General features: G+C 59.0%; 29 protein-coding genes and 1 pseudogene. 10 read left to right on the top strand and 20 right to left on the bottom strand.

Annotated features, from left to right (window positions below):
* The first annotated feature begins 2 nt into the window (after window positions 1–2).
* Window positions 3–1,145 carry a UDP-galactopyranose mutase gene (gene glf, locus NKH52_RS07015; RefSeq protein ID WP_127296102.1) on the top strand — a complete coding sequence of 381 codons (1,143 nt, stop codon included), beginning with the start codon at window positions 3–5 and terminating at the stop codon, window positions 1,143–1,145.
* An 87-nt stretch (window positions 1,146–1,232) separates the two neighbouring features.
* Here glf and NKH52_RS07020 read toward each other — a convergent pair whose 3' ends face one another.
* Complete coding sequence (locus tag NKH52_RS07020; protein WP_352728446.1) at window positions 1,233–2,399, bottom strand: beta-glucosidase; 1,167 nt, start codon at window positions 2,397–2,399, stop codon at window positions 1,233–1,235.
* 205 nt (window positions 2,400–2,604) lie between these two features.
* On the opposite strand from NKH52_RS07020, the gene NKH52_RS07025 reads away from it, so the two are divergent.
* The 4 genes from NKH52_RS07025 (at window position 2,605) to NKH52_RS07040 (ending at window position 5,271) form a co-directional block, all read left to right on the top strand.
* Entirely contained in the window at window positions 2,605–3,480 is an 876-nt protein-coding gene (locus NKH52_RS07025; protein ID WP_352728445.1) for an MBL fold metallo-hydrolase, read from the top strand.
* A gap of 338 nt (window positions 3,481–3,818) precedes the next feature.
* Window positions 3,819–4,553, top strand: coding sequence for a Crp/Fnr family transcriptional regulator (locus tag NKH52_RS07030; protein WP_127296099.1), 735 nt, complete (start codon window positions 3,819–3,821; stop codon window positions 4,551–4,553).
* A gap of 19 nt (window positions 4,554–4,572) precedes the next feature.
* Window positions 4,573–4,809 carry a DUF6894 family protein gene (locus tag NKH52_RS07035; protein WP_127296098.1) on the top strand — a complete coding sequence of 79 codons (237 nt, stop codon included), beginning with the start codon at window positions 4,573–4,575 and terminating at the stop codon, window positions 4,807–4,809.
* A 285-nt stretch (window positions 4,810–5,094) separates the two neighbouring features.
* On the top strand, window positions 5,095–5,271 hold the full coding sequence (locus tag NKH52_RS07040) for a hypothetical protein (RefSeq protein WP_352728442.1): 177 nt from the start codon (window positions 5,095–5,097) through the stop codon (window positions 5,269–5,271).
* A 599-nt stretch (window positions 5,272–5,870) separates the two neighbouring features.
* Here NKH52_RS07040 and NKH52_RS07045 read toward each other — a convergent pair.
* From NKH52_RS07045 to NKH52_RS07055, 3 genes are all read right to left on the bottom strand, one after another.
* Window positions 5,871–6,923, bottom strand: a complete 1,053-nt coding sequence (locus NKH52_RS07045) for an NAD(P)/FAD-dependent oxidoreductase (protein WP_352728441.1) — start codon at window positions 6,921–6,923, stop codon at window positions 5,871–5,873.
* Window positions 6,920–7,204 carry a DUF6894 family protein gene (locus NKH52_RS07050; RefSeq protein WP_127258401.1) on the bottom strand — a complete coding sequence of 95 codons (285 nt, stop codon included), beginning with the start codon at window positions 7,202–7,204 and terminating at the stop codon, window positions 6,920–6,922. The genes NKH52_RS07045 and NKH52_RS07050 overlap by 4 nt, the downstream gene beginning before the upstream one ends.
* Window positions 7,205–7,315: 111 nt before the next feature.
* Window positions 7,316–7,564 carry a hypothetical protein gene (locus NKH52_RS07055; RefSeq protein ID WP_352728439.1) on the bottom strand — a complete coding sequence of 83 codons (249 nt, stop codon included), beginning with the start codon at window positions 7,562–7,564 and terminating at the stop codon, window positions 7,316–7,318.
* Window positions 7,565–8,080: 516 nt separating this feature from the next.
* On the opposite strand from NKH52_RS07055, the gene NKH52_RS07060 reads away from it, so the two are divergent.
* Both NKH52_RS07060 and NKH52_RS07065 read left to right on the top strand, forming a co-directional pair.
* Window positions 8,081–8,407: a low affinity iron permease family protein gene (locus NKH52_RS07060; protein WP_352721459.1), complete on the top strand. Its 327-nt coding sequence runs from the start codon at window positions 8,081–8,083 to the stop codon at window positions 8,405–8,407.
* Window positions 8,352–9,740, top strand: coding sequence for a phospholipase D-like domain-containing protein (locus tag NKH52_RS07065; protein WP_352728437.1), 1,389 nt, complete (start codon window positions 8,352–8,354; stop codon window positions 9,738–9,740). Before NKH52_RS07060 ends, NKH52_RS07065 begins: the two co-directional genes overlap by 56 nt.
* A gap of 114 nt (window positions 9,741–9,854) precedes the next feature.
* Here the strand turns inward: NKH52_RS07065 and NKH52_RS07070 are convergent, their stop codons facing one another.
* From NKH52_RS07070 to NKH52_RS07090, 5 genes are all read right to left on the bottom strand, one after another.
* A complete protein-coding gene (locus tag NKH52_RS07070; RefSeq protein WP_352728435.1) occupies window positions 9,855–10,076 on the bottom strand; it encodes a hypothetical protein in 222 nt (73 codons plus the stop codon).
* 9 nt (window positions 10,077–10,085) lie between these two features.
* Complete coding sequence (locus tag NKH52_RS07075) at window positions 10,086–10,286, bottom strand: hypothetical protein (RefSeq protein WP_127296093.1); 201 nt, start codon at window positions 10,284–10,286, stop codon at window positions 10,086–10,088.
* A gap of 741 nt (window positions 10,287–11,027) precedes the next feature.
* Window positions 11,028–11,321, bottom strand: a complete 294-nt coding sequence (locus NKH52_RS07080) for a hypothetical protein (protein ID WP_352728433.1) — start codon at window positions 11,319–11,321, stop codon at window positions 11,028–11,030.
* Window positions 11,322–11,506: 185 nt separating this feature from the next.
* On the bottom strand, window positions 11,507–12,109 hold the full coding sequence (locus NKH52_RS07085) for a DUF4142 domain-containing protein (protein ID WP_352728431.1): 603 nt from the start codon (window positions 12,107–12,109) through the stop codon (window positions 11,507–11,509).
* Window positions 12,110–12,163: 54 nt separating this feature from the next.
* Window positions 12,164–13,561 carry a cytochrome B6 gene (locus NKH52_RS07090; RefSeq protein WP_352728429.1) on the bottom strand — a complete coding sequence of 466 codons (1,398 nt, stop codon included), beginning with the start codon at window positions 13,559–13,561 and terminating at the stop codon, window positions 12,164–12,166.
* On the opposite strand from NKH52_RS07090, the gene NKH52_RS07095 reads away from it, so the two are divergent.
* Window positions 13,545–13,874, top strand: coding sequence for a hypothetical protein (locus NKH52_RS07095; protein WP_352728427.1), 330 nt, complete (start codon window positions 13,545–13,547; stop codon window positions 13,872–13,874). The two genes, NKH52_RS07090 and NKH52_RS07095, sit on opposite strands and share 17 nt — an antisense overlap.
* Here NKH52_RS07095 and NKH52_RS07100 read toward each other — a convergent pair.
* Window positions 13,853–14,098 (bottom strand): hypothetical protein, encoded by a 246-nt coding sequence (locus NKH52_RS07100; RefSeq protein ID WP_352728425.1) that lies wholly within the window; start codon window positions 14,096–14,098, stop codon window positions 13,853–13,855. The genes NKH52_RS07095 and NKH52_RS07100 overlap by 22 nt on opposite strands.
* Window positions 14,099–14,800: 702 nt before the next feature.
* Between NKH52_RS07100 and NKH52_RS07105 the strand changes: the two genes are divergently transcribed.
* Window positions 14,801–15,310: a ferritin-like domain-containing protein gene (locus tag NKH52_RS07105; RefSeq protein WP_352728423.1), complete on the top strand. Its 510-nt coding sequence runs from the start codon at window positions 14,801–14,803 to the stop codon at window positions 15,308–15,310.
* A gap of 121 nt (window positions 15,311–15,431) precedes the next feature.
* Here the strand turns inward: NKH52_RS07105 and NKH52_RS07110 are convergent.
* The 3 genes and pseudogenes from NKH52_RS07110 to NKH52_RS07120 form a co-directional block, all read right to left on the bottom strand.
* Window positions 15,432–15,584, bottom strand: a pseudogene (locus NKH52_RS07110) (NADH-quinone oxidoreductase subunit D); the annotation flags it as partial.
* Window positions 15,585–15,632: 48 nt separating this feature from the next.
* Window positions 15,633–16,478, bottom strand: coding sequence for an SIR2 family NAD-dependent protein deacylase (locus NKH52_RS07115; protein WP_352728421.1), 846 nt, complete (start codon window positions 16,476–16,478; stop codon window positions 15,633–15,635).
* A 41-nt stretch (window positions 16,479–16,519) separates the two neighbouring features.
* Window positions 16,520–16,828 (bottom strand): hypothetical protein, encoded by a 309-nt coding sequence (locus NKH52_RS07120; protein ID WP_352728419.1) that lies wholly within the window; start codon window positions 16,826–16,828, stop codon window positions 16,520–16,522.
* Window positions 16,829–17,581: 753 nt separating this feature from the next.
* Between NKH52_RS07120 and NKH52_RS07125 the strand changes: the two genes are divergently transcribed.
* Window positions 17,582–18,079, top strand: coding sequence for a metallophosphoesterase family protein (locus NKH52_RS07125; RefSeq protein WP_352728417.1), 498 nt, complete (start codon window positions 17,582–17,584; stop codon window positions 18,077–18,079).
* A gap of 267 nt (window positions 18,080–18,346) precedes the next feature.
* Here NKH52_RS07125 and NKH52_RS07130 read toward each other — a convergent pair whose 3' ends face one another.
* The 7 genes from NKH52_RS07130 to NKH52_RS07160 all read right to left on the bottom strand — a co-directional run bounded on the left by NKH52_RS07130 (window position 18,347) and on the right by NKH52_RS07160 (window position 26,077).
* On the bottom strand, window positions 18,347–18,778 hold the full coding sequence (locus tag NKH52_RS07130) for a hypothetical protein (RefSeq protein WP_352728415.1): 432 nt from the start codon (window positions 18,776–18,778) through the stop codon (window positions 18,347–18,349).
* Window positions 18,779–19,996: 1,218 nt separating this feature from the next.
* Entirely contained in the window at window positions 19,997–20,299 is a 303-nt protein-coding gene (locus NKH52_RS07135; protein WP_352728413.1) for a DUF982 domain-containing protein, read from the bottom strand.
* A 138-nt stretch (window positions 20,300–20,437) separates the two neighbouring features.
* The gene (locus NKH52_RS07140) at window positions 20,438–21,424 is read right to left on the bottom strand and encodes an ABC transporter ATP-binding protein (RefSeq protein WP_502908014.1); all 987 of its coding nucleotides are present in this window, start codon (window positions 21,422–21,424) and stop codon (window positions 20,438–20,440) included.
* A gap of 8 nt (window positions 21,425–21,432) precedes the next feature.
* On the bottom strand, window positions 21,433–22,392 hold the full coding sequence (locus tag NKH52_RS07145; protein WP_352728409.1) for an ABC transporter ATP-binding protein: 960 nt from the start codon (window positions 22,390–22,392) through the stop codon (window positions 21,433–21,435).
* A complete protein-coding gene (locus NKH52_RS07150; RefSeq protein ID WP_127397495.1) occupies window positions 22,389–23,360 on the bottom strand; it encodes an ABC transporter permease in 972 nt (323 codons plus the stop codon). The genes NKH52_RS07145 and NKH52_RS07150 overlap by 4 nt, the downstream gene beginning before the upstream one ends.
* Complete coding sequence (locus NKH52_RS07155) at window positions 23,360–24,376, bottom strand: ABC transporter permease (protein ID WP_063167981.1); 1,017 nt, start codon at window positions 24,374–24,376, stop codon at window positions 23,360–23,362. Before NKH52_RS07155 ends, NKH52_RS07150 begins: the two co-directional genes overlap by 1 nt.
* A 39-nt stretch (window positions 24,377–24,415) precedes the next feature.
* Window positions 24,416–26,077 carry an ABC transporter substrate-binding protein gene (locus NKH52_RS07160; RefSeq protein ID WP_352728406.1) on the bottom strand — a complete coding sequence of 554 codons (1,662 nt, stop codon included), beginning with the start codon at window positions 26,075–26,077 and terminating at the stop codon, window positions 24,416–24,418.
* Window positions 26,078–26,079 lie beyond the last annotated feature (2 nt).

The raw sequence follows: 26,079 nt of genomic DNA on the forward strand, positions 1-26,079 counted from the left end.
CCATGTTCGATTGGCTGATCGTCGGCGCGGGATTTGCCGGCAGCGTGCTTGCTGAAAGGATAGCCTCCCAGCGCCACGAAAGTGTTCTCCTGGTCGACCGCCGCAGCCATGTCGGCGGCAACGCCTATGATTGCTATAATGAAGCCGGCATCCTCATCCATCGTTATGGGCCACATATTTTTCACACCAACAGCCAGTCGATCGTGGACTACCTCTCGCAGTTCACGGAATGGCGCACATACGAGCATAGGGTGCTGGCGGCCGTGGATGAGAAACTGCTTCCCATCCCGATCAATCTCGACACGGTAAATCGCCTTTACGGCCTCGACCTGAATTCCACACAGTTGGAGGAGTTCTTCGCGTCGCGGCGCGAAACCGTAGAGGACGTACGAACGGCCGAGGACGTCGTCGTCAGCACGGTGGGACGCGAACTCTATGAGAAATTCTTCCGTGGCTACACCAGGAAGCAATGGGGCGTCGATCCTAGCCAACTGAGCAAATCAGTGACGGCACGAGTGCCGACCAGAACCAACCGCGATGACCGCTATTTTAGCGACAGCTTCCAGAAGATGCCGGCCGGCGGGTACACGAGAATGTTCGAACGCATGCTCGACCATCCGAACATCAAGGTCATGTTGCAGACCGACTTCCGCGAAATTCGTGACGAGATACCATTCAACCGCCTGATCTATACCGGCCCGATCGACGAATACTTCGGCTGGCAGCTCGGGCGTCTTCCTTATCGCTCGCTCCGTTTCGAGCACGTCACCCTCGACCAAGAGCAGTTTCAGCCGGTTGCCGTCGTCAACTACCCCCAGACGGAAGATTACACCCGCATCACCGAGTACAAACATCTGACCGGCCAGCAGAACGCGCGGACCAGCCTGACCTACGAATATCCCACCGATATCGGGGACCCGTACTATCCGGTGCCGCGGGCCGAAAACGAAGAGCTCTACAAGCGTTACGAAGCGCTCGGCGCAACCTGTCCCGACGTGTGGTTTGTCGGCCGCCTGGCAACCTACCGCTACTACAACATGGATCAGGTGGTCGGGCAGGCCCTGGCAACCTTCGCCCGCATCCAAAAGAGCGTCCCGGAATGGGCGAGCGCGGGGAAGGCGTCGTTGGCCGAAGGGGCGCTGTAGCTCCCCACCTAGACGTACTTGGGAGCATCGGACGTGGCAACGCGGCGCCAACAGGCGCTCGCAACAGTCCTCGTGCCGCTGATGTATTTAACGCGTCGGGTTCGCCGCGAACAAAGTTTGCTGGCGGGCCAATTCATCCGCGATGGGCGTGCGGACGTGTCGGCTGCCGTTCGCCTGGATGACCGAAAACAATCCCACTTCCGCATGCCGCGAATTGTCCCAGCCCGGATAGGCGGTTATCGGGTATAGGCAAATACCTTCGATCGGCGCTTCGAGACCGATTGCGGCACGCACCTCGTCGCAGACATAATGGAGCCAAGCCGCCCCGCCCGATCCTTCGGAGCCGGTCTCGGCGATGAACATCGGCTTGCCGTATCGACGCGCGACCTCAATCAGCATCTCCGATAGGGCGCGGTACTCGTGATGCCCCATCGGAATCGTCGGCCCGTTTAGGTACCACTGATTGTGTGGGTAGAAATTCAGGCCAACGACATCGACAACATCTTCGCTGCCCCCTAACTCAGGTTCTGCCCGGCCCAGCAGCATGTCGTAAGCTTCGAACTGTCCGAGACGGGCATTTTCGGCCCGGCGCCGTTCGGTCCGCGTTCGGTCGCGAGGAGCAATGTGGATAAGCGGCTCGGCCCAGACAAATCTGCAAGCGGGATCGACCTCCCGCATCGCCCGAACGCCAGCTATTGCAGCTTTCACGAGGTGCCGCTTGAACCATCCCCGCTTCTTCGGGCCGACGCGCGGGAAATAGCCAACCTCAACAGCCCAGGCGAAAAACGAAATTTCGTTGATCGGACACAACAGAGGCGCTGTACCGGCGATTGTACGATGAACCCTCACAGCTTCCGCAGCAAACGAGGCATAGGCATCGATGAAATGCATCGACCCCTGATCAACGTGGTCTGGAGATCCGTAGTGGAAAATGTCCCAGATGACCTGGACACCTGCCGATTGCGCTGCTTCGACCATCGGCGTCCAGCTTGACCAGTCATAGGTCCCAGGAGCGGTTTCGATGAGGTGCCAGCGCAAACCGTCGCGGATGGTACGAAGACCGAGTTCGGCGCAGCCGCGGTAGTCGCCCAGGGCATGCAAATAATGCGACGTCGCGCGGATAAGATCGAGGCGAACGCCGTCCTTGCGCCGGTGCGACGAGCACTCAAAGCCAGCCATGAAAAAACTGGCGAACGCCGACGTGCCCGCAATCGAAGTCAAGCCATCGCTATCGCTTTGTGCTGCTTCGCTCATGCGGCAACCCCTTCTCATTTGCCATGCTGCACCATCGTCCAGTGTATTACTCAGGGCCAAACCCGGATGGTCGAGCCTTTGTTCCCCGATCGAGACCACCGAGCCGGTGGAGCAGACAGGAGCCAGGGAACAAGGTGCGCCGAGGCAAGTTCGGGACCGAGCCGTCATCGATTGTCCGGCGGTTACAACGGAGGCAGGGAACAGCATGACCGTTCAGATTCGACTTTCCGACATCGACCATGCCAGGCGCGAGGATCGTGGCGACGGCGTCTGGAGCATCGCGCCGGATTTGGCCTATTTGCGGCTGACAATCGTGAATGTCGTGTTCTTCGGCGCTCCCGGCAGCGGAGATCGAAACTGGGTCCTGATCGATACGGGTTTGCCGACGTCGCGAAGCAGCATCCTGGCGGTCGCGGAAAAGCGCTTTGGAGCCGGCGCGCGGCCCGCCGCGATCATCTTGACCCATGGCCATTTCGACCATGTGGGAGCGGTTGTGGATCTGGCCGGCACATGGGATGCGCCCGTTTTCGCGCACCCGCTCGAGCGTCCCTATTTGGACGGAACCGAGTCCTATCCACCGCCTGATCCTTGGGTGGGGGGCGGCCTGATAGCGCTGCTTTCGCCACTCTTTCCTCGTGGCCCAATCGATCTCGGAGATCGCCTGCAACTCTTGCCGGCCGACGGATCGGTCCCCGGCATGCCCGGATGGCGCTGGCTGCACACGCCCGGGCATGCGCCGGGGCATGTCTCTCTCTGGCGCGAAGAAGACCGCTCGCTGATCGCTGGGGACGCCTTCATCACCACGGGTCAGGAGTCGGTCTATGAAGTCGCCGTTCAGGACTTGGAGATGCATGGTCCACCGCGCTACTTCACACCGGATTGGGATGCGGCGGAAAAATCCGTGAAACAACTGGCTGCGCTGAAGCCGCAGATGGTGATCAGCGGACACGGAGCGCCAGCTGCGGGAGTTGGCATGCGCCAAGCCCTCGACAGACTGGCTGAGCGGTTCACGGCATTCGCCGTGCCGCCGCGGATGAAGTTCGTGCGTGAGCCAGCCACTGTTTCAAATAGCGGAGCTTAGCGGAGCGTCAGGAGCTGTATTGCCGCTCCAAGGCGCTTGCAGATTGTCTCGGCGGAACAACCTCGTAGCGCAGTTGGGGCATATGTTCCGTTGCGGACGTCAAAGCCTTGCCGAATTGGCGCCAATGGTTATCTCAGCGACAATTTCGAACACAGCCCATGTCATAGGTTAATGCGTGGCTCCGCAGGCTCCCCTATGGGCGGCATAACTGCGGGTTCGATTGTGCGGCGGTCCAATCACCCGCCGAACCGGGCCCGTTCTCCGCCGCCGCTCTGTAATGTCACGGAACTTTCAGCGCGATTGCAAGTTCGATAAATAACATAAGCTAGGTAGCCAATTTGTCTCCCACCTCATCCTCGGATGTACTTATCCGCAAACTCCTGAGCATCTCGGATGTTCGACAGACCGACATCGACGTTTTGAAGAGCATCCCGATCCAGGAGAAGGATTTTTTGCCCAACTACGACCTGGTGCGTGAGGGGGACCGTCCTGTCAGTTCGTTTGTCGTTTTGGATGGCCTGCTCGGTTCCACCAAACTTACCGGCGACGGCAAACGGCAGATTACATCCTTCTTTGTGGCTGGGGATATTCCGGATCTGCACGGACTGCATCTGTCGATCATGGATTGCAATTTTACGACCCTCACAGCAGCTAGACTGGGCTTCATACGACATGACGCTCTTCGCGCCGTTTGCGAACAGCATCCTCGAATCGCGACGGCTTTTTGGCGGTCGACCCTGATCGATGCAGCTATTTACAGGGAATGGGTCACTAATGTGGGAAGACGCGAGGCATACACGCGCATGGCGCACATATTGTGCGAATTGATTTTTCGCTTGCGCTCGGTTGGACGCATCCAGGATCACGTCGCGGATCTTCCCATTACCCAGGCAGCCCTTGGCGATGCATTGGGCTTGTCCACAGTCCACGTCAACCGAATGCTTCAGGAACTTCGACGTAGAGGCCTCATCGCCACCACAGGATCAAGAGTGCATGTTCTGGATTGGCTTGGCCTCACTCATGCAGGTGATTTCGACACGACCTACCTGCACCAAAGGAACCCTGCAGTTTAGTGGTGACGGAAGCTCTCGCATGGCACGATTTTTCTTTGATAGTGGCGATCACGATCTGGTCTTCGAGGACCAAATCGGCATCGAATGTGCCGGTTTGGAGGAGGTGCGCCGCGTGGGCTTCGAGGGTCTTATCGACCTTACGAGAGATGCACTCACTGAGGTGGACGGGCAGCAAGTGTTTGTTGAAGTGCGGAACGAAAACGGCGACAGGATTCTGAGGCTGAGCATCTCGCTTCAGATCAAGTTGATGAGGTGACGTGCGCACCGGACTTGCTGCGTCAGAAGGCTGCCGAGCGACGGCACATAAACCCGAACGCCGCGTGATCGGACAGTCGCACGAAGATGTCGCCGCATTTGCGACCTACAGGCAAGCTTCGGTTCCCCGCAGGGAAGAAATCGGCAAGGCACAGCACAAGGCCATGGCCCGTCCCATACTTGGCCCAACCCGACTGATTTTAATCGGTGTCGCGTATTTTTTGATGAAGTTCTGGAACGCGCACTTTCGGCGCTCGTTCATGTTGTCTCAGCAGTGGGTGTCGAAGTGCAACGAAAAGCGAACGAAGCAAGCCGGGTAGCGAAAGGCCAGGAACTTGAGGTCGAACATCTGGTCGAGCTCACGGACATTGAACCCAAGCAGGCCCGAACGCTGCTTCGCAAGCACGGCGCCGATTGGCCGAAGCTCAAAGATGAGGCGGAAGCTCTGAAGAAGGAAGACTAATCGTCACCTTCCCAGCGGTTGGCGAGAAAGCTGTTCTAGCTCATCCTCGTCCGTGATCCCCGCCTGGTAGTAGGCCAGAATACGTGATGCGCGGCGTTCCCTCTCGGTTGCGGTTTCGTTTTTGATTTTGCTGCGTGCGAATACGCGACTGAGTAGGGCAAGTTCTGATGGCGTGAAGGCGTCTCTATGCATCGCATCTCAACTCCGCGCGCCGCCCGTCTCGAGAGGGGCCGAGGCGGGCTGAAGCTGTGGTTGCAACCTCTGATGCCGGCCAGCAAGAGATCGCAGAACAGGTCGTCCGGCGCGCGCTAACGCTGGACGAGAAAGAATGTTCCACGTGTTTTCTTAGATGGAAAGCCCGCCCCGGACAAAGCCGAGACGGGCCGAAGCTGCTTCGGCAGCCTCAAGGCCCAGACAATGAGGGAGGATTGTAGGCCTGCAGCCAAACCTCGTGCCGCAGTGAATGTTCCGCGGCTGTAACTGTTGGCGGGATCATATGCTGCGATTGCAGGGCGCGGCAACTTCTTGTCGGCCGGGGTCGAGACGTTCCGACGCGCCATCAAGCGGCCGCCATCCCGATCAGCCGCGTGGTCTCATGTTCATTGAGAAGGCTGATCTGCAAAGCCAGTCCGCTCGGCGCTCTCCAGCTCTCTATGGGCATGCGACGCGGCAATGGCAGCCTGTCCAAAAGCGACGGCTATCTGGTTCAACGCTTTGACAACGTCACCGATGGCGTACATGCCGTGGATGGAAGTCTGCTGATGCTCGTCGACCGTGACATAGCCGTCTTTACAACATCTTGCGCCAACGGCCTCGGCGAGTTGAGAACGTACCTTGCACCCCAGTGCCAGATAAATGGCATCGAAGCGGTCTGACGTCCCATCTTTCAAAATCGCCTCGCAGCCGTCTGCTGCCGGGCAGAGCGTGTCGAGAGCGTCACTGATGACTATGCCTCTTGCCCTCGCCGCACGACGAGTGTTGGGCGAAAAGTCGGATGCGTCGCTCCCAAGCATCGTTGTGAGCGGTGTAAACCGACTGAGAAAAATGGCCTCTTTCAAGGCTCTCACGTCGTGCCCGACGACCGCAATCTTCTGGTCGATCGCCTCATACCCATCGCATACTGGGCAGAGTCGAATGACACCTGCGGCAATTGCCTCGCGTAGACGCGGAATGACGGGCGTCGTGTCGGTGATCCCTGTCGCTAAAAACACCTTGCGTGTCCGGATTGCGCCAATCGAGGTCTCAGTGACGAACCCCCCATGGGCAGGGGCGAGGGAATAGACCTGCCCTCCAACCAGAGTGGCTCCATACAAGGTGGCGTGACGTCGGAGGCGATCCAGAATATCGGCTCCACTTATCCCTTCGGGAAAGCCAGGACAGTTATGGCTCGTTGGAATCAAAGCGGCACGAGGATCGCCGGCATCGATCACCAGCACGCGATGGCGAAAACGGGCAAGATATTGAGCGGCGGTCAGTCCTGCCGGCCCGCCTCCGACGATCAGGACATCTTCGGTCTCGGCGGCCGGTCGACTGACGTGGCTATCGTGCATGGTTCGGCGCATCACCGGCCAACGATTTGGTTCGTACGATGTTCCAAGGGCGGTCTTCGGGACATCCGGCTCGATGGCGACAGCGTAGACACCGGGCTTCAACCCGACCGCAAGACGCCAGGCTCCTCTGTTTCCTTGAACTCTTCCGTATCCTTGGGCGCGGCGACCAGATCCTGGAATCCGAGAGTGGCGACGAGATAGCCTGCCTCATCGTAAACCTTCGTCACCCAACTGGTCGGGTCCACGCCGTCGACAATTCCGTCGAGCATGGCCTCTTTGGCAGCGCGCTTCGCCTCCCTGACAGCCTCATCTCGATCAGCCATATCGGCGAAGATTGCAGGCTGCGACATGCCTTCGATAAACTCGAAGCGAAATTTCGGCATCGGTTGCTCCAGTCGGTGTGCCAGCAGATCGGCCATTTCTGGCAGGTTTGACGGTCAACGCGGCGGTGTCGAAAAGGATGCAGCGGGTGGTGTTCGCATGACCATCCAACGTCAGGCAGCGTTGCTGCGTCCCATCTCCCAATCGTCCCGCCAACGTGCGCGCACGGCAATCATCAGCGTGGCCGCTTCCGTCATTCCTGTTTGGAACAGCCTGATCAGCTCTCTTGCGACGGCATAGGCCGCCGCCGTGTCAGGCAAAATAGCAAATTCCTGGCACAGCGCGTCAAATGCCGCGCGAAGGATGTTCAGGTCACTGGGGTAGAGAGCTTCTGTGTGCATGCGGATGGGTCGGTTAAGCATCAGGCTCCTCCAAATGGGCGAGAGTGGAATAGTCGCTCCCAAGCAGCGAAACCCGTTACACAGCCGCTGACCACGGCTTTATGCGGGACAGCCCACCAGCTGTCATTAAACTATGATGCAGTCGGCCGTTGTTCATGCGTGAAGATGCTCCACGGTCCATTCATCGCTTAACCTTCGCGCAAGGTGTAGACGGCGAAGCCCTATACTCCAGCGACTATAACTCTTCGCGGTGCGATTGATGGGGCACAACGTGCAGCAGAATTTACCAGGCGCAACCGCGGGTGCCGAAGCGGCTGAATCCAAATCGCCTCGTCGCCGATATGAGCGAATTACTGAACCGAACGCTTGGCGGGACTATCCAAATCAAGACCGTTCTCGATGCCGGACTATGGCATGTGGAGGCCGACGCAGGACACCTGGAAAGCGCGCGCTGCTCCAACTGTACCTTTTGTTGATTCATGGCGGGGCGATATAATGCCCCGCGGGAACCAGGGGCACTGCCCCGAGTTCTGTGGAATGGCAAATCATCCGGTCACGAGCGCCCTTACCTCAATCGGCACATTGACTTCCCGTCCCGCAGCGTTCCTGGTGTTGCTGGCCTATGCAATCCTTTGGATGATTTTCGAGCGACAGAGCTTGGATTGGCATGGAGCCGCTACATTGTTTACTTGGGCGATGACGCTGTTCATCCAGCGCGCGGAGCACCGCGACACTCAAGCGATCCACGCCAAGCTTGACGAGATTCTGCGGTCAGATCACGCGGCTTCAAACATCACGCGGATCGACGATGAAGAGCCCGAGGAGATCGAAAAACATCGCCATCGCCGGCAGCGGGGCGATTGACGTGCAGCCTTTCGGTTCCGTTGCGTCAGGCGCCCGCAAGAAGACCTCCGGCATTGAGTTCTGGCGAAAGGTGCTCATCTATCTGGCCATTGCCGCTATCGCCAGCCTGCTCACGGTGTTGATCATAAATCTCACTCCAGAGTCGCGCGTTCTACGATCAATCGTTCCCCATCGGTTCGACGCTACGGATCCCCAATTTTCCAAGACGATGAGCAGCTATTCGCAAGGGCAGATGTTCGGTTCCAATGCGGTCCAAACTCTCATCAACGGGGACGAAATATTTCCGTCAATGCTGCAAGCAATCGGGGCGGCTCGATCCAGCGTCGACATCGAGACATATATTTATTGGTCGGGAGCCATCGGCTACGAGTTCGCAATCGCATTGGCGGCCAAGGCCAGCGAAGGCGTCGAAGTCCGCGTGAACGTCGACGGGGTTGGCAGCCTTCCCTTCGACGAGGACTTGATCCACATCATGACCACGGCCGGTGTGAGGTTCGAACGCTATCGGCCGCTACGCTGGTATACGTTGGACCGTGTAAACAACCGAACTCATCGCAAGCTGCTGATCGTCGATGGCCGGGTCGCTTTCACTGGCGGGGTCGGCATTGCCGATAATTGGCGCGGGAACGCACGCAACTCAAATGAATGGCGCGACACGCACTACCGGATCGAAGGACCCGCCGTGGCCGCATTCCAGGCGGCGTTCGCCGAAAACTGGCTGGAGACGACCGGTGAGACATTGCAGGGCGGGAAGTTCTACCCTGCAGTTGCGCCCGCTGGTGGGCTCGATGCCCAACTAATACTTTCTTCGCAGCCAAACGGCTCGGAGAACATGGAGTTGATGATGTTGGCGGCAATAGCCGCGGCCAAGGACCATCTGCGCATCGGCATGGCCTACTTCGTGCCGGACGACATAGCCCTGCAGCAGATTCTTGATGCAAGGAGGCGAGGCGTCTCGGTCGATATCATCGTTCCCAATTGGCTGACGGATGTGCCTATAGTGCGAAAGGGTTCACGGTACTTCTGGGGCGAATTGCTCAAGGCCGGTGTGCGCATCTTTGAGTTTCAACCCACAATGTACCATCCGAAGCTTTTGATCGTCGACGATGTCTGGGTGAGCTTTGGTTCGGCTAATTTGGATGAGCGTTCCTTGCGCCTCAACGATGAGGCCACTCTGAATGTCTACGGCATGGAATTCGCGCGGACGCAAATAGACGTTTTCAACGAGGACCTGAAACGATCAAGGCAGGTCAGTGTGGAAGAATGGCAAGCTCGTCCGCTAAGCGAAAAGGTCACCGACTACTTTGCGAGCAGGTTTCGCTCCCAGCTTTAATAATAGCGAGGGTGCGGAGATGCAAAGTACCCGCGATTGCTCGCCATTGGTATTGATAGACGCTCTCGGTCGAAGTTAAACGCCGTGCCGTGGTTCTGCACGGATGTGGAGATCCTAAAATACTTCAATCACCTTACGGCTTCTCTTTTTGAGAGCCTGGATGGATTTGCGATGAATTTTCGGTTGCGCCGGCGACGTCTCCACCAGATGCTGTGCAAGCCTTGCTTGTCTCAGCCGCGCCGTCTTCTCGGCCCGTTCCGCTCGTTCAGCGTCCAGCATCTCTTGGCTGATACGCTTGGCGCGGTCGTATCTTTCCTTGTCGTGATTGCGAGTCACGGACACCTCCTAGCCAGCAACAAAAATCCTGCGAACCTTTTTGGTGACACGTGGCTTGCGTTCGATGGGACCGCGCGTGACGGCTTGTGCTAGGCGCGCTTCCTTCAATCGCGCCGTCTTGGCGGCGCGCTCAGCACGTTCCTTGTCGACAATGAGTGCTGCAGCCGATGTGGTCTTCTCGTTGCGACCGTCATCATTGGTCCGCGGCATCTCAGCGCCTCGCCTTAATTCTTGCCGCCCGCGGAGCCATTTTGTACCTGGGTCGTGCTCTAACCTGGTCTATCGTCCTCTTGGCGGAGCTTTTGCCTGCATGAGCCGGCTTCTTGCGCAGGTGGTTGTCGTTGTCCGCTTGTGGGATGGCCATCTCGGTTCTCCTATGCGGGCCCAACTTCGAAATGGCGGAAGTGTTCCCAGCCAACTCGCAAGTTGCTGGGCTATTTCGGATGCAGCGGCGGATCCCAAGGCATGCGATCCGGGCTTGGCGTCGTTTGCCAACTCGCGTCCAGCGATTGATAACGGCCCACCTTGCAGGTGCGCGAATGAGCAGCGGGACGGCTCGAGGCAGGTTCAAGCTGATTTGACTTGGAACACGGCGTCGGTCTTTAGGTTGTCCAAACGGTGTGAGGCCGCAGGTGTCGACGATGAACTTTCCTCGCGACGCGATGGTTCAGACTTTGCTGCAGCAAGGGATCCCACGGAAACGCATAAGCTCGGCATTGCAGGGAATTGGGCGCTTGAGTCGTTGAACCACTACCGGGTGCGTCTGCAGTCAACCTTACAGGCAGCCGCAGTTCCAGACGAGGAGCACGGTTCCAAGCGCATACGGGACCAGAAGCAAACCTATCGATACCCAGAAAGCCGGCTCTGCCAAGGCGGCCATGTCCTTGCGAAACTGCTCCATAGGGCTACCCCGGCAACTTCGACAAACGAATAGAGCTAACCTGATAAAACCTATGGCCCGCTTTTGGCATCTTCGACCTCCAGCGCATCCATGACGGCTGCCACATCGCTGGCTTCTCGGTCGACGCCACCATGCACCCCAGTTCCGGCATTCTTTAGCGCTTGCTCGATCGCATCTTCAATGTTTCCAAGCTCGTCCTCACGCACCTCGCGACCATAACCGGCCGCTTCGGCATCCTGCTCGAATTGCTGGGCCAGCACGGCGAAGCTGACTTGCTCTTCGCCAGCCAGAGTGCCGACATTCTCCTGCAGCCAGTTTTCAAAAAATTCTTTGGTCGCGTTCATCTGATAACTCCTCCGCCGGGTTAAGCGCGGCGGCGATCCGAAGTTCCGCCATGCCGTCACTTTCCCAATCAGCAAGGGCTACGCTCAGGGATAGGCTTGGCTGATCATCTTACGAACAGACGCTCATGCGCTGACATTCATGGAAGACAGCCTGAACTTTCAGGGGTTCACATGGACCGGCCGCTTCATTTGGTCTTTTGCGCATCCGGCGCAAACAGGGCCTGCCCCGCCAGCTTCGCGTGCAATGCGCGGGCCAGGTCAAGATGTTCCAGCACCGTCGGCAGCTTTTCGGAGGCGAAGCGCTGAAGCGCTGCATCCTCGCCCGAGCCTATCTCCCAAGCCAGGAGTTGCGCCGTCTTTTGGTGATCGACGATCTGCGCTCCCAGGTAAGCCAGCTCAAACGCGGTGCCGTCGAGTTTTTCGAGATCGGAACGGATTTTTTTGTGATCTGGATCGAGCCCTTCGGGAAGCGAAATTTTGCTTTTATCTGCCACGGATTTCAGCTGCTCATTGGCCTTGTCGTGATCATCGACCATCCGATTTGCAAATTCCCGAACGTCATCGTGACTTGTCTTTCCAGCCGCGAGCCGACCTAGCTCTATCTCGGACCTGCCGCCTACCGTAATCAGCTGGGCGAAAAGCCGATCCTGATAATTCGTCTGATGCGGTGCTGGAACTCCAGGCTTCTCCATACTCGTATCGGGAGCAAGGCCGGCTGGATTGCCGATTTGCGCCAGCGCACAGCAGGGCGACAATGCCAGGGCGACTGTCATTACGGCAGCACGCATGATGTCCTCCATTCAGTACCGAATTAACCCTTCGGCCGCGGTTTCCCCGGTGTTCTAGAGCGTGAGCAGATAGGCCACCAATGCATCCTTTTCCGATTGGTCGAGCTTCGTTCCGAGCACCAGGTTGAAGAACTCTACGGTATCGCCCAGCGTCATTAGGCGGCCGTCATGAAGATAGGGCGGAGAATCCTTGATCCCGCGCAACGTGAAGGTCTTGATCGGTCCATCTGGTATGGCAACCTGATCGTTGAACGTCTGGCCAACTTTGTAGAATCGCTCAAGCTTCAGATCGTGCATGTTGTTGTCCATGAAGGACAGACCTGGAACATGACATTCGCCGCAGCGGCCCTTTCCCATGAACACCTGCTCGCCCTTGATCTCCAGCGCATTGGCGGCAGCCGGGTCAAGTCGTCCGAACGGATCGAGCTTCGGTGCCGGCGGAAAATCGACGATGTTCTGCATTTGCGCCATCATCGCAACCTGGTTGGGCCGATCCGGCAGATTCACGCCCTTGCGGGTGGCGCTCACGTGATCGCCGTTGAAATAGGCGGTGCGCTGTTCGAACTCCGTAAAGTCCTCCACGGAACGCAGCGAGCGTTTGGACCCGTGGATCTGCTGGTTGAACAAGCCGCGCAGACTGGTTGTGTCGAGCCGGAAGCGCTCGGCTTGCGGCCGCACGTCCGGGGTGAGGTGAAACGCCGCGTTGGTGTGGAAATTGGAATGGCAATCGAGGCACGCCACACCCGTGCTTTGCATCGCTACCTTCCTGTCCTCGGTCTGATTGAATTCCTCCTGCGGAAATGGCGTCAGCAGCAGACGAAGCCCTTCCATCTGCACGGGCGTGATGATGCCGTTCATGTATTCATAGAAGTTGCGTATCGTCAGCAGATCACCTCGCGACACATCGCCAAGCTCCGGGTGCGTGGTGAGAAATATTGGAGGTGGAAATTCCGGCGTAAGATAATCCGGCAGGTCGAAATCGACATCGAAGCGACGCAGATCCCGTCCTTCATCAGCGCCGATCTCTCTAATCTGACTTTCAGGAAAGACCTGACCTCCAGTGGCCTGCTTGACGTGCGGCAACGGCAGGAAACCTTGCGGCAACAGACCACGATCACGAATTTCCTGAGGAGTTTTCGCTGCCAGGCTGCTCCAGGTTTCGCCTGCCGACAGTTTCACTCGCGAGCCTTCTTGCACAGCTTTGCGCCCGCCCGACATCATGACGCCCCGCATCGGCCGGTCAGCCAGATCGTAACGTCTCTCAAGCAGGCCGCGTTGCCGTTGTGTCACTGCCGGTTTTTGCGCTTCGTCAGTCTCCTTGACCGCGGAAAAAGGCAAGCTTGGCAATGGACGATACGTCAAATCCGGCGGCAGCGGGTCCGAAGCAACATTGAGCGCGAATGTCGCAGCCCCAAGCAGGACTGGCAAACCAAGATTGAAGATACGCGACATATCTCCTCCCCACAGCGTTGAATTTGACCCCAACCAGTGCGCGCCAGCTTTGTTCCCGAGCTTTGGAAAAAGCCGATCAGCCGCCGACTGGACAACGCAACGCATGATTCCCACGCTCGGCTTCTCGGTGATCACCGGTGTCGCTGTTTTGGAGGTGCGTCGATCTGCGTGCCTGAACGCGACCACGATTGTGCTGCTCGAACTATTGCCCGCGATCCGTTCTCGCCATTTTCTGGCTGATGACTGCACGCCCGCCGATCGACTGGTGCCTTATAACCCTGCGAAGCTATTCTATCCCGACAGTTCGGATTGAATAACCTCATCGGTTGTCGACCCATCAGACGTGACTGCGCCTTTGGGCTGGTCCATCCCGAACTGAGCGACCTGAATCATCATAGCCTTGGCCTTTGCGATGAGTTCATCGTCGGGAAGACTATGCCCGGCCTGCAGGGTGACTGTAATACACTCGCCCCCCTCCCCGCGGAATTCCAGGACCGGAACCTGGTCTCGGCTGACGACGATTTCCATCATCTGCATAAGAACCTCCTCGTCGCTTCGACTGTAGCGGCCAGCCGAAACTAAACGCACGGCCGTCTAATCCTTGACATAAGCCCCAGGCTGACGACCGCCTCTGGGCGCCTTGGCGTCTTTCGAACGCTCGGCGATCGCAGGACCTGCTCCAGAGGTTTTCTCTGCGGCCGGTGAAGGTGTTGCCTGCTTTGGCGGGCTCCTGCCACCCGATTTTTCGGGGCGGGGTGATATGCCAACTGAAGAATTGTCTGAAGAAGTCATGGCTCGTTTCCTTGGTTGCGAAATTCCATTACCAACCTGCGAAACGCCGTGACGTTCCATTGCAATTCGTTCGTGAAAACAAGATCTCCGCTGGTGAACCTGGGGCCTCGCTGAGCCAACGGGCTGTTTTCGCAAGACAAACGGTAAATGCCAGACAGCTCGGGCAAGACAGAGCTTAGCCTGCCACATGGCAGCGTGGCAGCAGAATACGAGCCGACACGAAACTCGTAGAGATACCCATCGCCGAACGCGGGGACGGCAGCACCTTCGGTCATTCTGCAGAATGCGTTTCAGCGCCGCGGCAATGCTCATCGATCGAGGTCCAGGAGGCTGAATCCAGCGCCGACCAGAAAAAGGCTCGCGATACAGGCCGAGGCCGCAGCTCAACCGATGAGGAACAATATCTCCCTTTGAAAGTTCTGGCCGACCCGTGAAGGAGAATGAAAAATGTCAGAATCGCGCGAATGGCTTGTCCAATGGCTTAGGGATGCTCACGCTATGGAGGAGCAGGCCGAGACCATGTTGAATGGGCAGCTGAACCGAATTGAGAACTATCCTGAGCTCAGCGACCGGATTCGCCAGCACGTTCAGGAGACCAGACAGCAGGCTGCTCGGCTGGAAACTTGTCTCGACCGCATCGGACAAGGATCTTCCACATTGAAGGATGCCGGCGGCAAGCTGACGGCAATGGCGCAGTCGCTCAGTGGGGTCTTCGCCGGTGACGAAGTGATGAAAGGATCGCTTGCAAGCTACACGTTCGAGCACATGGAAATCGCCTCCTACACAATCCTTATCGCCGCTGCCAAATCGCTAGGTGAAGCAGAGGTCGCCCAGGTCTGCGAAGAGAACCTGCGTGAGGAAGTCGCGATGGCGGACTGGCTGAAAAGCCATATTCCAGCGACAACCGAACAGTTCCTCGCGCGGGCAGACTCGGAGAGTGAGAACGCCAAGCGTTGATCGGTCGGTATAGTCATTTGCCGGCTAAGAGATCGCGCGTTGCGCCGAGCTCGGCGCAACGCGCATTGAGGTTGAGGCGTTACCGGTGTGAAAGGCACTTCGAAGTAAAGGCAGTTTTCGTCAGTTTCTCCGTGCCGCGATTCAGCATCCCGACATGCAGGTCGAGCCAAGGACATCTCCATCTAACTCAAGAGCCAGGCGAAGCACGTCATGTGCGGCAAGATGTTGAGGGCCGGAATTGAACATTGAAATTCCGGACGGAGTTCTCTGCCATGGGGCCGTTCCTGAAAGCTCGCCGAACTGCCGTTTACCCCGATAGTTCCTATTGCTCGCTGTTTCGCGACACTTCCCCATCCCCAACCATCTCCGCCAGCCGGCTGAGGAAGTCCATCAAAGCAGCTTGCGGCTCGTCGATTTCGCCGACGACGACCGAAATGCCCCAACGCCCAAGAACGGCCTCCTCCACAGGGTTTCGGCTGGTCATGAGGATGAACGAGGGCGGGCGATCTTTCTCATAGCCGGACCGATGCCACGTCTGCCAGAGACGGTGCAACAGCAACCGAATATTTGGGTCGGAAAGGCTATAGCCAATGAAGAGGATCGTGCTGCCGAGTGCATCCGAGCGAAAACGCACGTCCAGCGGAGAATTGAAGGACAGGCGATCGAGGTAGTCCGTTTCGGTGAGGACGAGGGACGAATCCTCGTCGAAATCACCATGGAACTTGACGATGTGGGTAACGCCTTGCCGGGCCTGCGCTACATCGCGTGCATTGGCCACTTTCACGTAGTCCCGGCCGTATATCTCATAAGCCAGTTCTAGGTTCCGGTCATAATTAGTTGTGTAGATGACAGGGAAGTCGAGCCTCACGATGAGACGATGCAACTCGGATTTCTCGATCCGGTCCTTGGGGACGGACCAGTTTCTGTCCATCCAACTGCGAAGTGGCCCGATGCTGCCATGCTTGATCCGATAGTACTCGGCCAGGGTTTGAAAACGATCGCGTCGCGTGGAAAATTCGTCGTCGACGCCGAGCTCCTTTGCCATTCGCTCTATCAGCTTCTCCCAGGAGGGTAGTCCAACACTGATCGACACCCCTGCCCCAACAAACAGAATTGCGCTGCGATGGCGAATTGCGTTGGCGAGCGAATCTACAGGGTCATCGTTCATCAAGTCTTTCGAGGCCAGCCGCGCAGGTCGACCTTCCTCCCTCACATCTGGTCGTTGTTAGGCTGCTTGGTGATCCCCACCTGCCTGGCCAGCTCGGAAAACGGTGGCACACTCGCTTCGAACTGCTTGGTGTTAGCCAGCCGCAAAAGACGCAAAGGGAAACACACTGCGTCGCGGTTAGCAGGCGACATATCCTCGAAGAGGCGCTCATCAACCGTGAACGAGGCTTCGGCGTTTTTCAACGCCGTGTCGATATCATCGACCGAGAGAAGGCCTCTGCGGACCAAGGCGTTATTGACGGCCGCGACCGCCATGAGCAAACCTTCCAATTGCACGTTGGCGACGTTCATGGGCCATGTCCTTCATATCGTTGGAAGCCCGTCGATAGATTATCCTGCTCCGGAGACCTTGTGCCGTGCCGGTGATGGGGTTGCCGCTTGCCAGAGCGTTTCGGCTGCGCGGCGGCGCCGGGATTGGCATCTGGTGGCGCCATGGCTTGGATCTCCGCTGGGCTGCTGGACAACTCTCCACATGCCTCGAGGTTCCGGATCGCCATGGCAAGCTTGCAAGGTAGAGGCAAGGCTTCAGCGGGAGCCACCCAGCGTGTCTGCCGGCGAGCCATGCGCGGGAAAACTCGCGGATGGAACCGGAATACCGTGCCGCTCGTAGCCAAAAGCAACCGTTGCAAGGCGTTCGGCAACTTTAAAGCTCCGACTGTGCCTCCGGGATGGGCCATATAGAAACGACCAAGCTGATGCCTGCTAAGGTCTCGGGATCTCGTTTTATCGACGACATCAGGCTGCCGCGCTCGGCAGGTCAGCAGATCCGATGGATGGGAACAACCCGGCACGGTGATGGTTCGGTGGCATCAAAGGTGATAGAGAACGATGGGTAAAAAGCCCAAACAGCACACAGAAGCCACGGCGGATCGTGAAAAGGCGATCGAAGCGCTCTACTTTGCGCGCAAGTGCGGCCTCACCAAGGAAGAGGCACTCAAGATGTTCAGGGAAGCCCAAATCAGGATCGATGATGGACCCAAAAGGCGCTCCGGCAAGCGAACTTAGAAGCGTTCGTCGAGCGCTCGTCTCAGCCAGCGGCGGCGCATGATCTTCTTCACCTCCGACACGCATTTCAACGATCCCCGCATTCTGCGGCTCGACCCCCGCCCCTTCAGTTCATTGGCGGCGCATGACCAGGCACTGACTGAACTTTGGAACGAGACTGTTGCTCCAAGCGACGAGGTTTGGCACCTCGGCGACTTTGCCAAGGGATCGGCGGAGACAGTGTCTTCGCTGCTGTCCTGCCTCCATGGCACCAAGCACCTGATCATCGGCAACAACGACGGCGTGGTAACGCTCCGCGCTTCGGCTTGGGCTAGCGTGCAACACTACAAGGAGCTGACGGTCGAGGGCCGTTTCTTGGTTCTTTGCCACTACCCGTTCCGCACTTGGAACCAGATCGGCAAGAAATCGATAAACCTGCACGGCCATTCTCATGGGCGGCTGAAGCCGATGACGCGCCAGCACGACGTCGGCGTAGACGCCTGGGATTTTCGCCCAGTCACTTTTGCTGCCATACAGGCCAGGCGCCGCCGAGGTTAGCGCAGCAGATGGTCGAACGATCGACGTCTTTACGTGGTGATGCTAGCCGCAAACAGGAATCCAGAAATCCTGCCCCTGGGGTATTGCAGCCTTGCTTGGAACGCACCGCGAGTAAACCGGACCGAGGAGCGCCCCACCCGTCTGCACAGCCGTCACAACCTTTGGGACAGGCGCCGACCCCCGTCGTCACCCCGGCGGCGCGCCACTGGCGCCCAATCGTTCATCCACCTCGCTTGAAACGAGCTTCAATCGCCGTCCTTGGCGATCTCAGTGCCACATTCTCTCTCTAAGCCACTTAAGAAACCTGTTCCCTCCAATCGACCGGCGGACTCTAGCGGCAGCCCACTGCCCTCTGAACGTGGTTCCGACATGGCAACTGCAGACGATGTCATGCAACTCACCGTCAGACAGTTCGAAGAAGCGCTTTGCTTCCCCATAGGTGTCATCCTTCAGGCCTAACGCACGCAAGAGCGGGTCCTCGAAGGCCACTGTAATTGGCGAGCCCTCACCGCGTGCTGCGTCGCGGGCTTCCCGCTTCAGATACTCAGTGCCGGTAAGGGCTCTCAGGCGTCGCTCGGGATATTGTTCCAGCAACTCTGCCCAGCGCTCAATGCGCTGTTGCCGGGTCATGATCGGGTATGTCGACAGGGGTTCTACTTCTGCAATTGTCTGCAGTTGGCTTAGAGTTTGGTGTTCCATCGTCGGCTCCTTTTGACCGAAGTCCCTTCCCCACAAAAACTATCGCGCGCCTACGCACTGACAAGAGCCGGTAAGGCGGCCACTTGCCCGACATGGATTGCGAAATGACAAAACAGCGCATTGCTCCGCCGGCGCGGGAAACGATATCTCATCCCAAATCAGACCGAAGCCGTTCAGAACGAACAGCTCGCCACCCGCCCACAACAACAATTTAAATTAGTAACGCCTTATAGAGCTTTGGGTTGGCGTTTCATTTCATCGGCATGGAGGCCATTGTAATGCGGCGCTTATCGGCCGCAACGCAACCGCCGTTCAAGGCGACGCGAGCAAAATCGGACACCTGGACCGACTGCTCCCCCGGGTCAAGGCAGCAAGCGCCGCCTTGACATTCTCGTGGCGTCCGCGGGCGCCGTCGAGATTGAGATGTTTGGCCCAATACCGAGAGCTATTAACGTACGCGGCCTGCTGAACGCCTGCCACAAGGCGTTGCCGCTAATGATGAATGCCGAATCCATCATTATTGGTCAGCTCTATCCCCGAGTTCATGAGCTTCCCGGGCTACACCACCTACAGCGCGACCAAGGCTGCGGTCCGCTCCTTCGCGCGAACCTGGACGGCCGCGCTGAGGGACCGGGGCACGGATATTGCAGCGAACGTCCGCAATAGGACGGACAGTATCGTCGGCAAAAAGAGCGACCGAATAGGGCTTCGGCGGCTCCATCGTGGGAACGAAAAAGAAGAGAAGCAGAACTTTCGTGCGCCATTCTTGCACACGCTCTCCCGTAACTATCTGATATTACCTATCTATCTGTCCCATCCATCATGGGGCTTAAACCTTCGATAATCTTGCATCTTTTCATAGCTTCAATAAGTTGGACACGCGTCGCGTGAACGCTATCACGTGCCCGCCGCAAATCGGCCGGATAATCTGGCCGGCGCGACGGCGTGCGGCGCCGAATACCTCAATCGCAGGGTAGCTTATAGGTCGACCTGGCCGGAATTGCCAACGCGTCATCTGCTTTCGATGCCTGGGCGGGAGGACGGAACCCTCGAGCTTCGTATGACGGTGTCTGCGCCAAAGATGTGGCTAGGAACTGGGAAGGCCAGCCCTCGACAGCATCTCAAGGAACCGGGAATGGTGATGATCCTTCACATAGCGCGGCACAAGGTCCCGCGCCCTGCAGCGCGGGACCTTGTGGGGACCGTCAGGACAACAGCCTATCGCCGCAACGCGTGTACGCTGGCCTTGCTTTCGCCGGGCACCGGCAACGCCATGTCGTCATCGAGAAGACGCGTGATGCGGGCAAAGCCGGTGAACGCTTTCCTTGCTTCCTCGGCCGACATCTGGCCCGACAAGGCGGCCGAGCAACAATTCAGCGCGCACTGAAAAACAGGACCGCGCCGTCCCGTCGGCCATTTCCGCAAGAACATCATGGCTTCGGCAACACTATCGATTTCTTCGACAGGGTGTCCGTGCCCGCGCGAAATCCGCACGGGCGAAAAGAAATGTAACTGATCCATCGTTTCCTCCCGGTCGACCGCAATGCGCTCGATCGAACCCCACCAAACGCGCCAATAGCCGGTTGGTTCCAGGCAAAAATGGAATTTTTTAGATATCTGTCAGGCGAAGGCGATCACCCGTGCGGTGGTGAGTGTCGCCTACATCGTGGGGAAGTGGCAGGCGACTTTGCGACCGGGCCGGTATTCCCGTAACTGCGGCCGCTCCGAACGGCAGCGCTCCGCCGCGATCGGGCATCGGGGATGGAAACGGCAGCCGGTTGGAGGGTTCAGAGGGCTCGGTACGTCGCCGGTGAGGATGATGCGCTTGCGCGTCCCACCGGGCGTCGTCTCCACGACGGGAACCGCCGAGATCAGCGCCTGGCTATAGGGATGGGCTGGTGCTGCAAACACTTCTTCCGCCGGCCCTTCTTCGACGATCGAGCCGAGATACATGACCGCGATGCGGGTTGAAACCTGACGTACCACGGACAGGTCGTGGGCGATGAAGATGTAAGTGAGGTTGAGCTTCTCCTGCAGATCGGCGAGCAGGTTGACGATTTGCGCCTGCACCGACACGTCGAGCGCGGAGACGGGTTCGTCCAGGACCACGAGGTCCGGATTCAATGCAATAGCCCGCGCGATGCCGACGCGCTGGCGTTGTCCGCCGGAAAATTCGTGCGGAAACCGCATGATGTGATCCGGCAGCAAGCCGACAAGGTCGAACAGTTCCGCCACGCGTTTGGTGATCTCGCTCGACGAGAGCCTGCCATGGATGCGCAGCGGCTCGGCCACCAGGTCGCCGACGCGCCGGCGCGGATTGAGCGATGCCGACGGATCCTGGAAAACCATTTGCAGGCGGCGCCGCAGCGGCCTGAGTTCAGACAGCGACTTCGAGGTGATGTCGTTGCCTTCAAACAGAAGCTCGCCGTCCGATATGTCGTAGAGCCTCACCAGGCAACGCGCCAGCGTGGACTTGCCGCATCCGGATTCGCCGACCAGCCCGACCGTCTCGCCGCGCCACACGGTCAGGGAAACATTGTCGACCGCATGAACGGTTCGCTTGCCTTCGGCGGAAAAACGGCTGCCGATGGAAAAGCGCTTGCCCAGCGAACGCGTCTCGAGGATTGGGCGGTTCTTGTCGATCATCGGTCCGCTCATGCCTGTGCCACCCTGAAGCATGCCGCGGCATGGGTGCCGCTCCCGAGATCGGGTTTGCCGGCCTCGCAGGGCTCGTAGTGAATCGGGCACCGCGGACCGAAAGCACAGCCTTGCGGCAATCGCAGCAATGACGGCGGCGAACCGGGAATGGCCGGCAGGCGCCGTGGTTTGTCGCCGGTCAGCGGCGGGATCGAACCCAGCAGCGCGCGCGTATATGGGTGTCGCGGATCGGAAAACAGCTCCGCGCGACTGCCGCGCTCCACCACGCGGCCGGCATACATGACCATGACCCGGTCGGCGAGTTCGGAGACCACGCCCATGTCATGTGTGATGAAGACGACCGCCGACTTGTGCGTCGCGCGCAGTTTGCGCACCAGATCGAGAATGCCGGCCTGTACGGTGACGTCGAGCGCCGTGGTCGGTTCGTCGGCCACCAGAAGCGCCGGATTGCAGGACAAAGCCATTGCGATCACCGCCCGTTGACGCATGCCTCCGGACAGTTGGTGCGGGTAGCGCGACATCGCCTCGTGCGGGTTCGGAAAATTCACCTCGGCCAGCAGTTCCTCGACGCGCTCCATCGCCTTGGACTTGCTGATGTTGCGATGCGCGCGGATCTGTTCGGCGATCTGCCAGCCGATCGTGTAGACAGGCGTCAGCGCGGTCATCGGATCCTGGAAGATCATCGCGATCTCGTTGCCGCGCAGCCGCCTGAGTTCGCGCGCGGGCAGTCCCACGAGTTCGCGGCCCTTGTAGCGGATCGACCCTTCGATGGTGGCGTTGGGATCGGTGATGAGACCCATGACGGCCAGCAGCGACACGGTCTTGCCGGAACCGGACTCACCGACGACGCCGAGGATTTCGCTCTCCTTAAGGTCGAAGGAAACGCCATCGATGGCCCGCACCAGGCCATCATTTGTGCGGAAGGAAACTCTGAGGTCGCGCACCGACAGTATCATGATGTCCTCAGGCGCGGATCGAGAAGGATGTAGACGAAATCGACGACCGCATTGGCGACAACCACGAACATGGACGCATACATCACCGTCGCCATGATCATCGGCAGATCGAGATTCTGCAGAGCGTCATAAGTGAGCTTGCCGATGCCGTGCAGCCCGAACACCACCTCTGTCAGCAAGGCCGAGCCTCCCACCAGCGCGCCGAAATCCAGGCCGAAAAGAGTGACGAAGGCGATGAGTGACGTGCGCAAGGCATGGCGCAGCAGGATGCGGGTCTCCGACAGCCCCTTGGCCCGGGCCGTGCGGATATAGTCTTCCTGCAGGGATTCGATGATTGCCGCGCGCAGCACGCGCCCGTAAATGCCGATATAGAGAATGGACAGTGTGATCCAGGGAATGACCAGGGTCAGAAACCAGCCCTTCGGATCGTCGGAGAAATTCTTGTAGCCGAGCGGTGGCACCCAGGAGAACGCCCAGCTGTCGTGATAGCGGCTCTGGGTGATCAGGTTCATCACTTCGCCCAGCCAATACACCGGCATCGAAATACCGAGCAGCCCCAGCGCCATCAGCAGCTTGTCCAGCCAGCTGCCGCGCGTGGCGGCGGCGGCGATGCCGATGATGATGGAGACGACCACCCACAGGATCGCCGCTCCGAACACCAGCGAGAGTGTAACCGGGATCGAATCCATGACCGCCGGCACCACCTTCCAGCCACGATTGACGAAGGAGGTCAGATCGCCTGTGACGAAGATCTTCTCCATCATCGTCACATATTGCACGTAGAGCGGCCGGTCGAAGCCGAAGCTGTGGCGTACCGCCTCCAGCACTTCGGGCGATGCATTGCGGCCGGCGATGCGCGCCGCCGGGTCGGCGCCCGGCGTTGCGAAGAAAATCAGGAAGACGATGACCGAGATGCCGAACATCACGAACAGCATCTGGCCGAACCGGCGCAGGATTGCGTAGATCATCAGTCGCGCCCCAGCCGAACCTTGGAGCGCGGGTCGAGCGCGTCGCGCAGGCCGTCGCCGAAGACATTGAGCGCCATGACGGAAACCGCGATCGCCAGGCCCGGCACCAGCGCCACCAATGGCCTGGTGTAAAGCAGCGCCTGTCCGTCCTGGATGATGGTGCCCCAGCTCGCGGCGGGTGGCTGCACACCGATCGAAAGGAAGGAAAGCGCTGATTCCGTAAGCATGTTCAGCGCCATCATCAGCGGCACGAAGACGATGAGCGTGGTGGTGACGTTGGGCAGGATGTCGCGCCACAAGATGCGCCATCCCGGCACGCCCAGATTGATCGCGGCCAGCACGAACTCGCTTTTACGCAGTGCCAGAACCTGCCCGCGGATTGGGCGGGCCACATAGGGCACGTAGACGATGCCGATGATGATGACAGGCAGCCACAGACTGCCGGACTCGATCTGGATCGGACCGATCGTGATGCCATGCGCGATGGTGACGATGGAGAGCGAAATCGCCAGCAGATAGATCGGGAACGCCCACAGTATGTCGAGGAAGCGCGACAGCACCGTGTCGGTGACGCCGCCGAAATAGCCGGCGATCAATCCCGCCGCCGTGCCCAGGATCAGGGTGAAGATAGTGGCTGCTCCGGAGATCAGCAGCGAGCTCAGCCCGCCATAGAGCATCCTGGCCATGACATCGCGCCCCTGGCTGTCGGCACCGAGGAAGTAATTGCCCAGCCGCCAGGTGGGACCGAGCGGTGTGTAGCCAAGCCCCAGCCCTTCCGTCGATTGTTCCATCACCGGAACGTCGGCACCGTCGATCTGGATGACGGCGTCGAGCGTCGAGGCGAAGGGATCCACGCCTGCCCATTTCGCATAAAGAGGCGCACTGAGGCAGGCAAGGACGATGAGGAGGAACACGGCCAGCGACGCCATGGCAGCCCTGTCCCTTGCCAGCTTCGCAAACGCGACGGCCCAGGGCCCTCGCGTCTTGCGCGGCGCGGCGACAGCTACGTTCGACACGGACGTGCCCCTCCGCGGTTCGTTACTGCACCCAGGCCATTACTGTACCCAGGATTGGGTGATCATCCAGTTGAACTGACGGTTGAACTTGAAATTGCCAAGACGTTTGCTGACAAAATCAAGCCGCTTCGGCGTGAAGAGGCCAACGGCGGGTGCCTTGTCGGTGACTTGCCTGTCGATTTCAGCCCACATTTTGTCGGCGGCTTTCTGGTCGGTGACGCCGAGGTCCAATGCTTTTTGCATCTTGGCGTCGATTTCCTTGTCGCAGAAGCCGGCGATGTTGATCGAGGCATCCGAGCCTTCACGGAAGGAGGCGCAGCTGAACAGGATGTTCAGGAAGTCCGAAGCCGCAGGATAGTCCTTATACCACTGGGTGACGGACATCTGCACCTTGTTGTTGGTGTTCTGGATGTAGGTGAACTGGATGTTCGACGAGATCGGCTTGACGTCGGCGACATAGCCGATGCTGGTCAGCACGCTCTGCAGATAGACGCCGATGGACCGCGAAATGGCGGTGTCCTCGACGATGATCGTCACCTTCTGGCCCTTGGTGCCGGACTCCTCGACGAGCTGCTTTGCCTTGTCGAGGTCGGGGGCCGACCATTTGGCGCCCGGATTCTTGGTGAAGGGGCAATAGTCTTCATGGCCGGGGAAGTCCGGAGGCAGGACCTGGCAGACCGGCGAAGCCAGTACCTTGCCGCCGAACAGCTTGACCAGCGTGTTGCGATCGATCGCATAGGCAACGGCCTGGCGGGCTTTTTCATTGTCGAAGGGTGCGAGACGGTTGTTCAGCGGCGCGTACCACCAAGCCGAAAGCGGTGAGATGTGCAGCTGGTCCATGGATTTGCTGCCCAGTTCGCCCAGGCGATCGCTGGGCAGAGCGTCGAACATCCAGTCCGCTTCGCCGTTCTGGATCGCGGTGACGGCTGCCTCTTCGGACAAGCCGAAATCATACTGGACGACATCCGGATAGCCGTCCGGCTGGGCTTCTTCGCTCCACTGCTTGAAATTGGGGTTGCGGGAAACCGTCATGCCCTTGTTGGGGTCGAAGGCGGAGATCATGTACGCGCCGGTGCTGGGAATGGGCTTGGAACCCATGTCTTCGCCGGGCGTGTCCGCCGGCAGGACCACGGCATGCGGCAAGGCCAGCTTGTAGAGCAGCTCGGCATCCGGCTTGGTGATGTTGATGGTGATGGTGCCGGCCGCCTCGTCGCCGACAACGCCGCCCTCCAGCGTGCAGCTCTTGGTGTCGGCCAGGCATTTGTCGGCGCCGACGATGCCGGCATAGAACGTGCCGGAGGTGGGTCCGGAAACCTTGAAGATGCGCTGGAAGGAAGCGACGACGTCCTTCACGCCAAGATCCTGGCCGCTGGAGAACTTGATGCCCTTGCGCAGCTTGAAGGTGAAGGTCTTGCCGTCATTGCTGACCTGCGGCAACGCCTCGGCCAGATCGGGAACGATGGTGAAGCCGTCCATGCCCTCGGCCTTGCGGAAGGCCACCAGGCCGTCATAGATCGGCTGGTACATCTGCCAGCCCTGGTCCGTGTAATTGATGTGCGGATCGAGCGTTCCGGCCGCGGAGCGGGCCAGCAGGCGGATGGTGCCGCCCCGGTGCTCCTTGAGATATTCGGCCTGTGCCGGGGCCAGCCATGTGCCGGCCAGCAATGCCGCGGCTGTTGCCGCCAGAAGCAGTTTCTTCATGT

Origin of the sequence: Mesorhizobium sp. M1066 (assembly GCF_040318635.1) — a bacterium.
Classification (GTDB): domain Bacteria; phylum Pseudomonadota; class Alphaproteobacteria; order Rhizobiales; family Rhizobiaceae; genus Mesorhizobium.

Bases quoted from the DNA above. Each gene is read 5' to 3' on its own strand.
- glf (WP_127296102.1), top strand. From the start codon at position 3: ATGTTCGATTGGCTGATCGTCGGCGCGGGATTTGCCGGCAGCGTGCTT.
- NKH52_RS07020 (WP_352728446.1), bottom strand. From the start codon at position 2,399: ATGAGCGAAGCAGCACAAAGCGATAGCGATGGCTTGACTTCGATTGCG.
- NKH52_RS07025 (WP_352728445.1), top strand. From the start codon at position 2,605: ATGACCGTTCAGATTCGACTTTCCGACATCGACCATGCCAGGCGCGAG.
- NKH52_RS07035 (WP_127296098.1), top strand. From the start codon at position 4,573: ATGGCACGATTTTTCTTTGATAGTGGCGATCACGATCTGGTCTTCGAG.
- NKH52_RS07050 (WP_127258401.1), bottom strand. From the start codon at position 7,204: ATGCCGAAATTTCGCTTCGAGTTTATCGAAGGCATGTCGCAGCCTGCA.
- NKH52_RS07055 (WP_352728439.1), bottom strand. From the start codon at position 7,564: ATGCTTAACCGACCCATCCGCATGCACACAGAAGCTCTCTACCCCAGT.
- NKH52_RS07060 (WP_352721459.1), top strand. From the start codon at position 8,081: ATGGCAAATCATCCGGTCACGAGCGCCCTTACCTCAATCGGCACATTG.
- NKH52_RS07065 (WP_352728437.1), top strand. From the start codon at position 8,352: ATGAAGAGCCCGAGGAGATCGAAAAACATCGCCATCGCCGGCAGCGGG.
- NKH52_RS07075 (WP_127296093.1), bottom strand. From the start codon at position 10,286: ATGCCGCGGACCAATGATGACGGTCGCAACGAGAAGACCACATCGGCT.
- NKH52_RS07080 (WP_352728433.1), bottom strand. From the start codon at position 11,321: ATGAACGCGACCAAAGAATTTTTTGAAAACTGGCTGCAGGAGAATGTC.
- NKH52_RS07085 (WP_352728431.1), bottom strand. From the start codon at position 12,109: ATGCGTGCTGCCGTAATGACAGTCGCCCTGGCATTGTCGCCCTGCTGT.
- NKH52_RS07090 (WP_352728429.1), bottom strand. From the start codon at position 13,561: ATGTCGCGTATCTTCAATCTTGGTTTGCCAGTCCTGCTTGGGGCTGCG.
- NKH52_RS07100 (WP_352728425.1), bottom strand. From the start codon at position 14,098: ATGCAGATGATGGAAATCGTCGTCAGCCGAGACCAGGTTCCGGTCCTG.
- NKH52_RS07105 (WP_352728423.1), top strand. From the start codon at position 14,801: ATGTCAGAATCGCGCGAATGGCTTGTCCAATGGCTTAGGGATGCTCAC.
- NKH52_RS07115 (WP_352728421.1), bottom strand. From the start codon at position 16,478: ATGAACGATGACCCTGTAGATTCGCTCGCCAACGCAATTCGCCATCGC.
- NKH52_RS07120 (WP_352728419.1), bottom strand. From the start codon at position 16,828: ATGAACGTCGCCAACGTGCAATTGGAAGGTTTGCTCATGGCGGTCGCG.
- NKH52_RS07125 (WP_352728417.1), top strand. From the start codon at position 17,582: ATGATCTTCTTCACCTCCGACACGCATTTCAACGATCCCCGCATTCTG.
- NKH52_RS07130 (WP_352728415.1), bottom strand. From the start codon at position 18,778: ATGGAACACCAAACTCTAAGCCAACTGCAGACAATTGCAGAAGTAGAA.
- NKH52_RS07135 (WP_352728413.1), bottom strand. From the start codon at position 20,299: ATGGATCAGTTACATTTCTTTTCGCCCGTGCGGATTTCGCGCGGGCAC.
- NKH52_RS07140 (WP_502908014.1), bottom strand. From the start codon at position 21,424: ATGATCGACAAGAACCGCCCAATCCTCGAGACGCGTTCGCTGGGCAAG.
- NKH52_RS07145 (WP_352728409.1), bottom strand. From the start codon at position 22,392: ATGATACTGTCGGTGCGCGACCTCAGAGTTTCCTTCCGCACAAATGAT.
- NKH52_RS07150 (WP_127397495.1), bottom strand. From the start codon at position 23,360: ATGATCTACGCAATCCTGCGCCGGTTCGGCCAGATGCTGTTCGTGATG.
- NKH52_RS07160 (WP_352728406.1), bottom strand. From the start codon at position 26,077: ATGAAGAAACTGCTTCTGGCGGCAACAGCCGCGGCATTGCTGGCCGGC.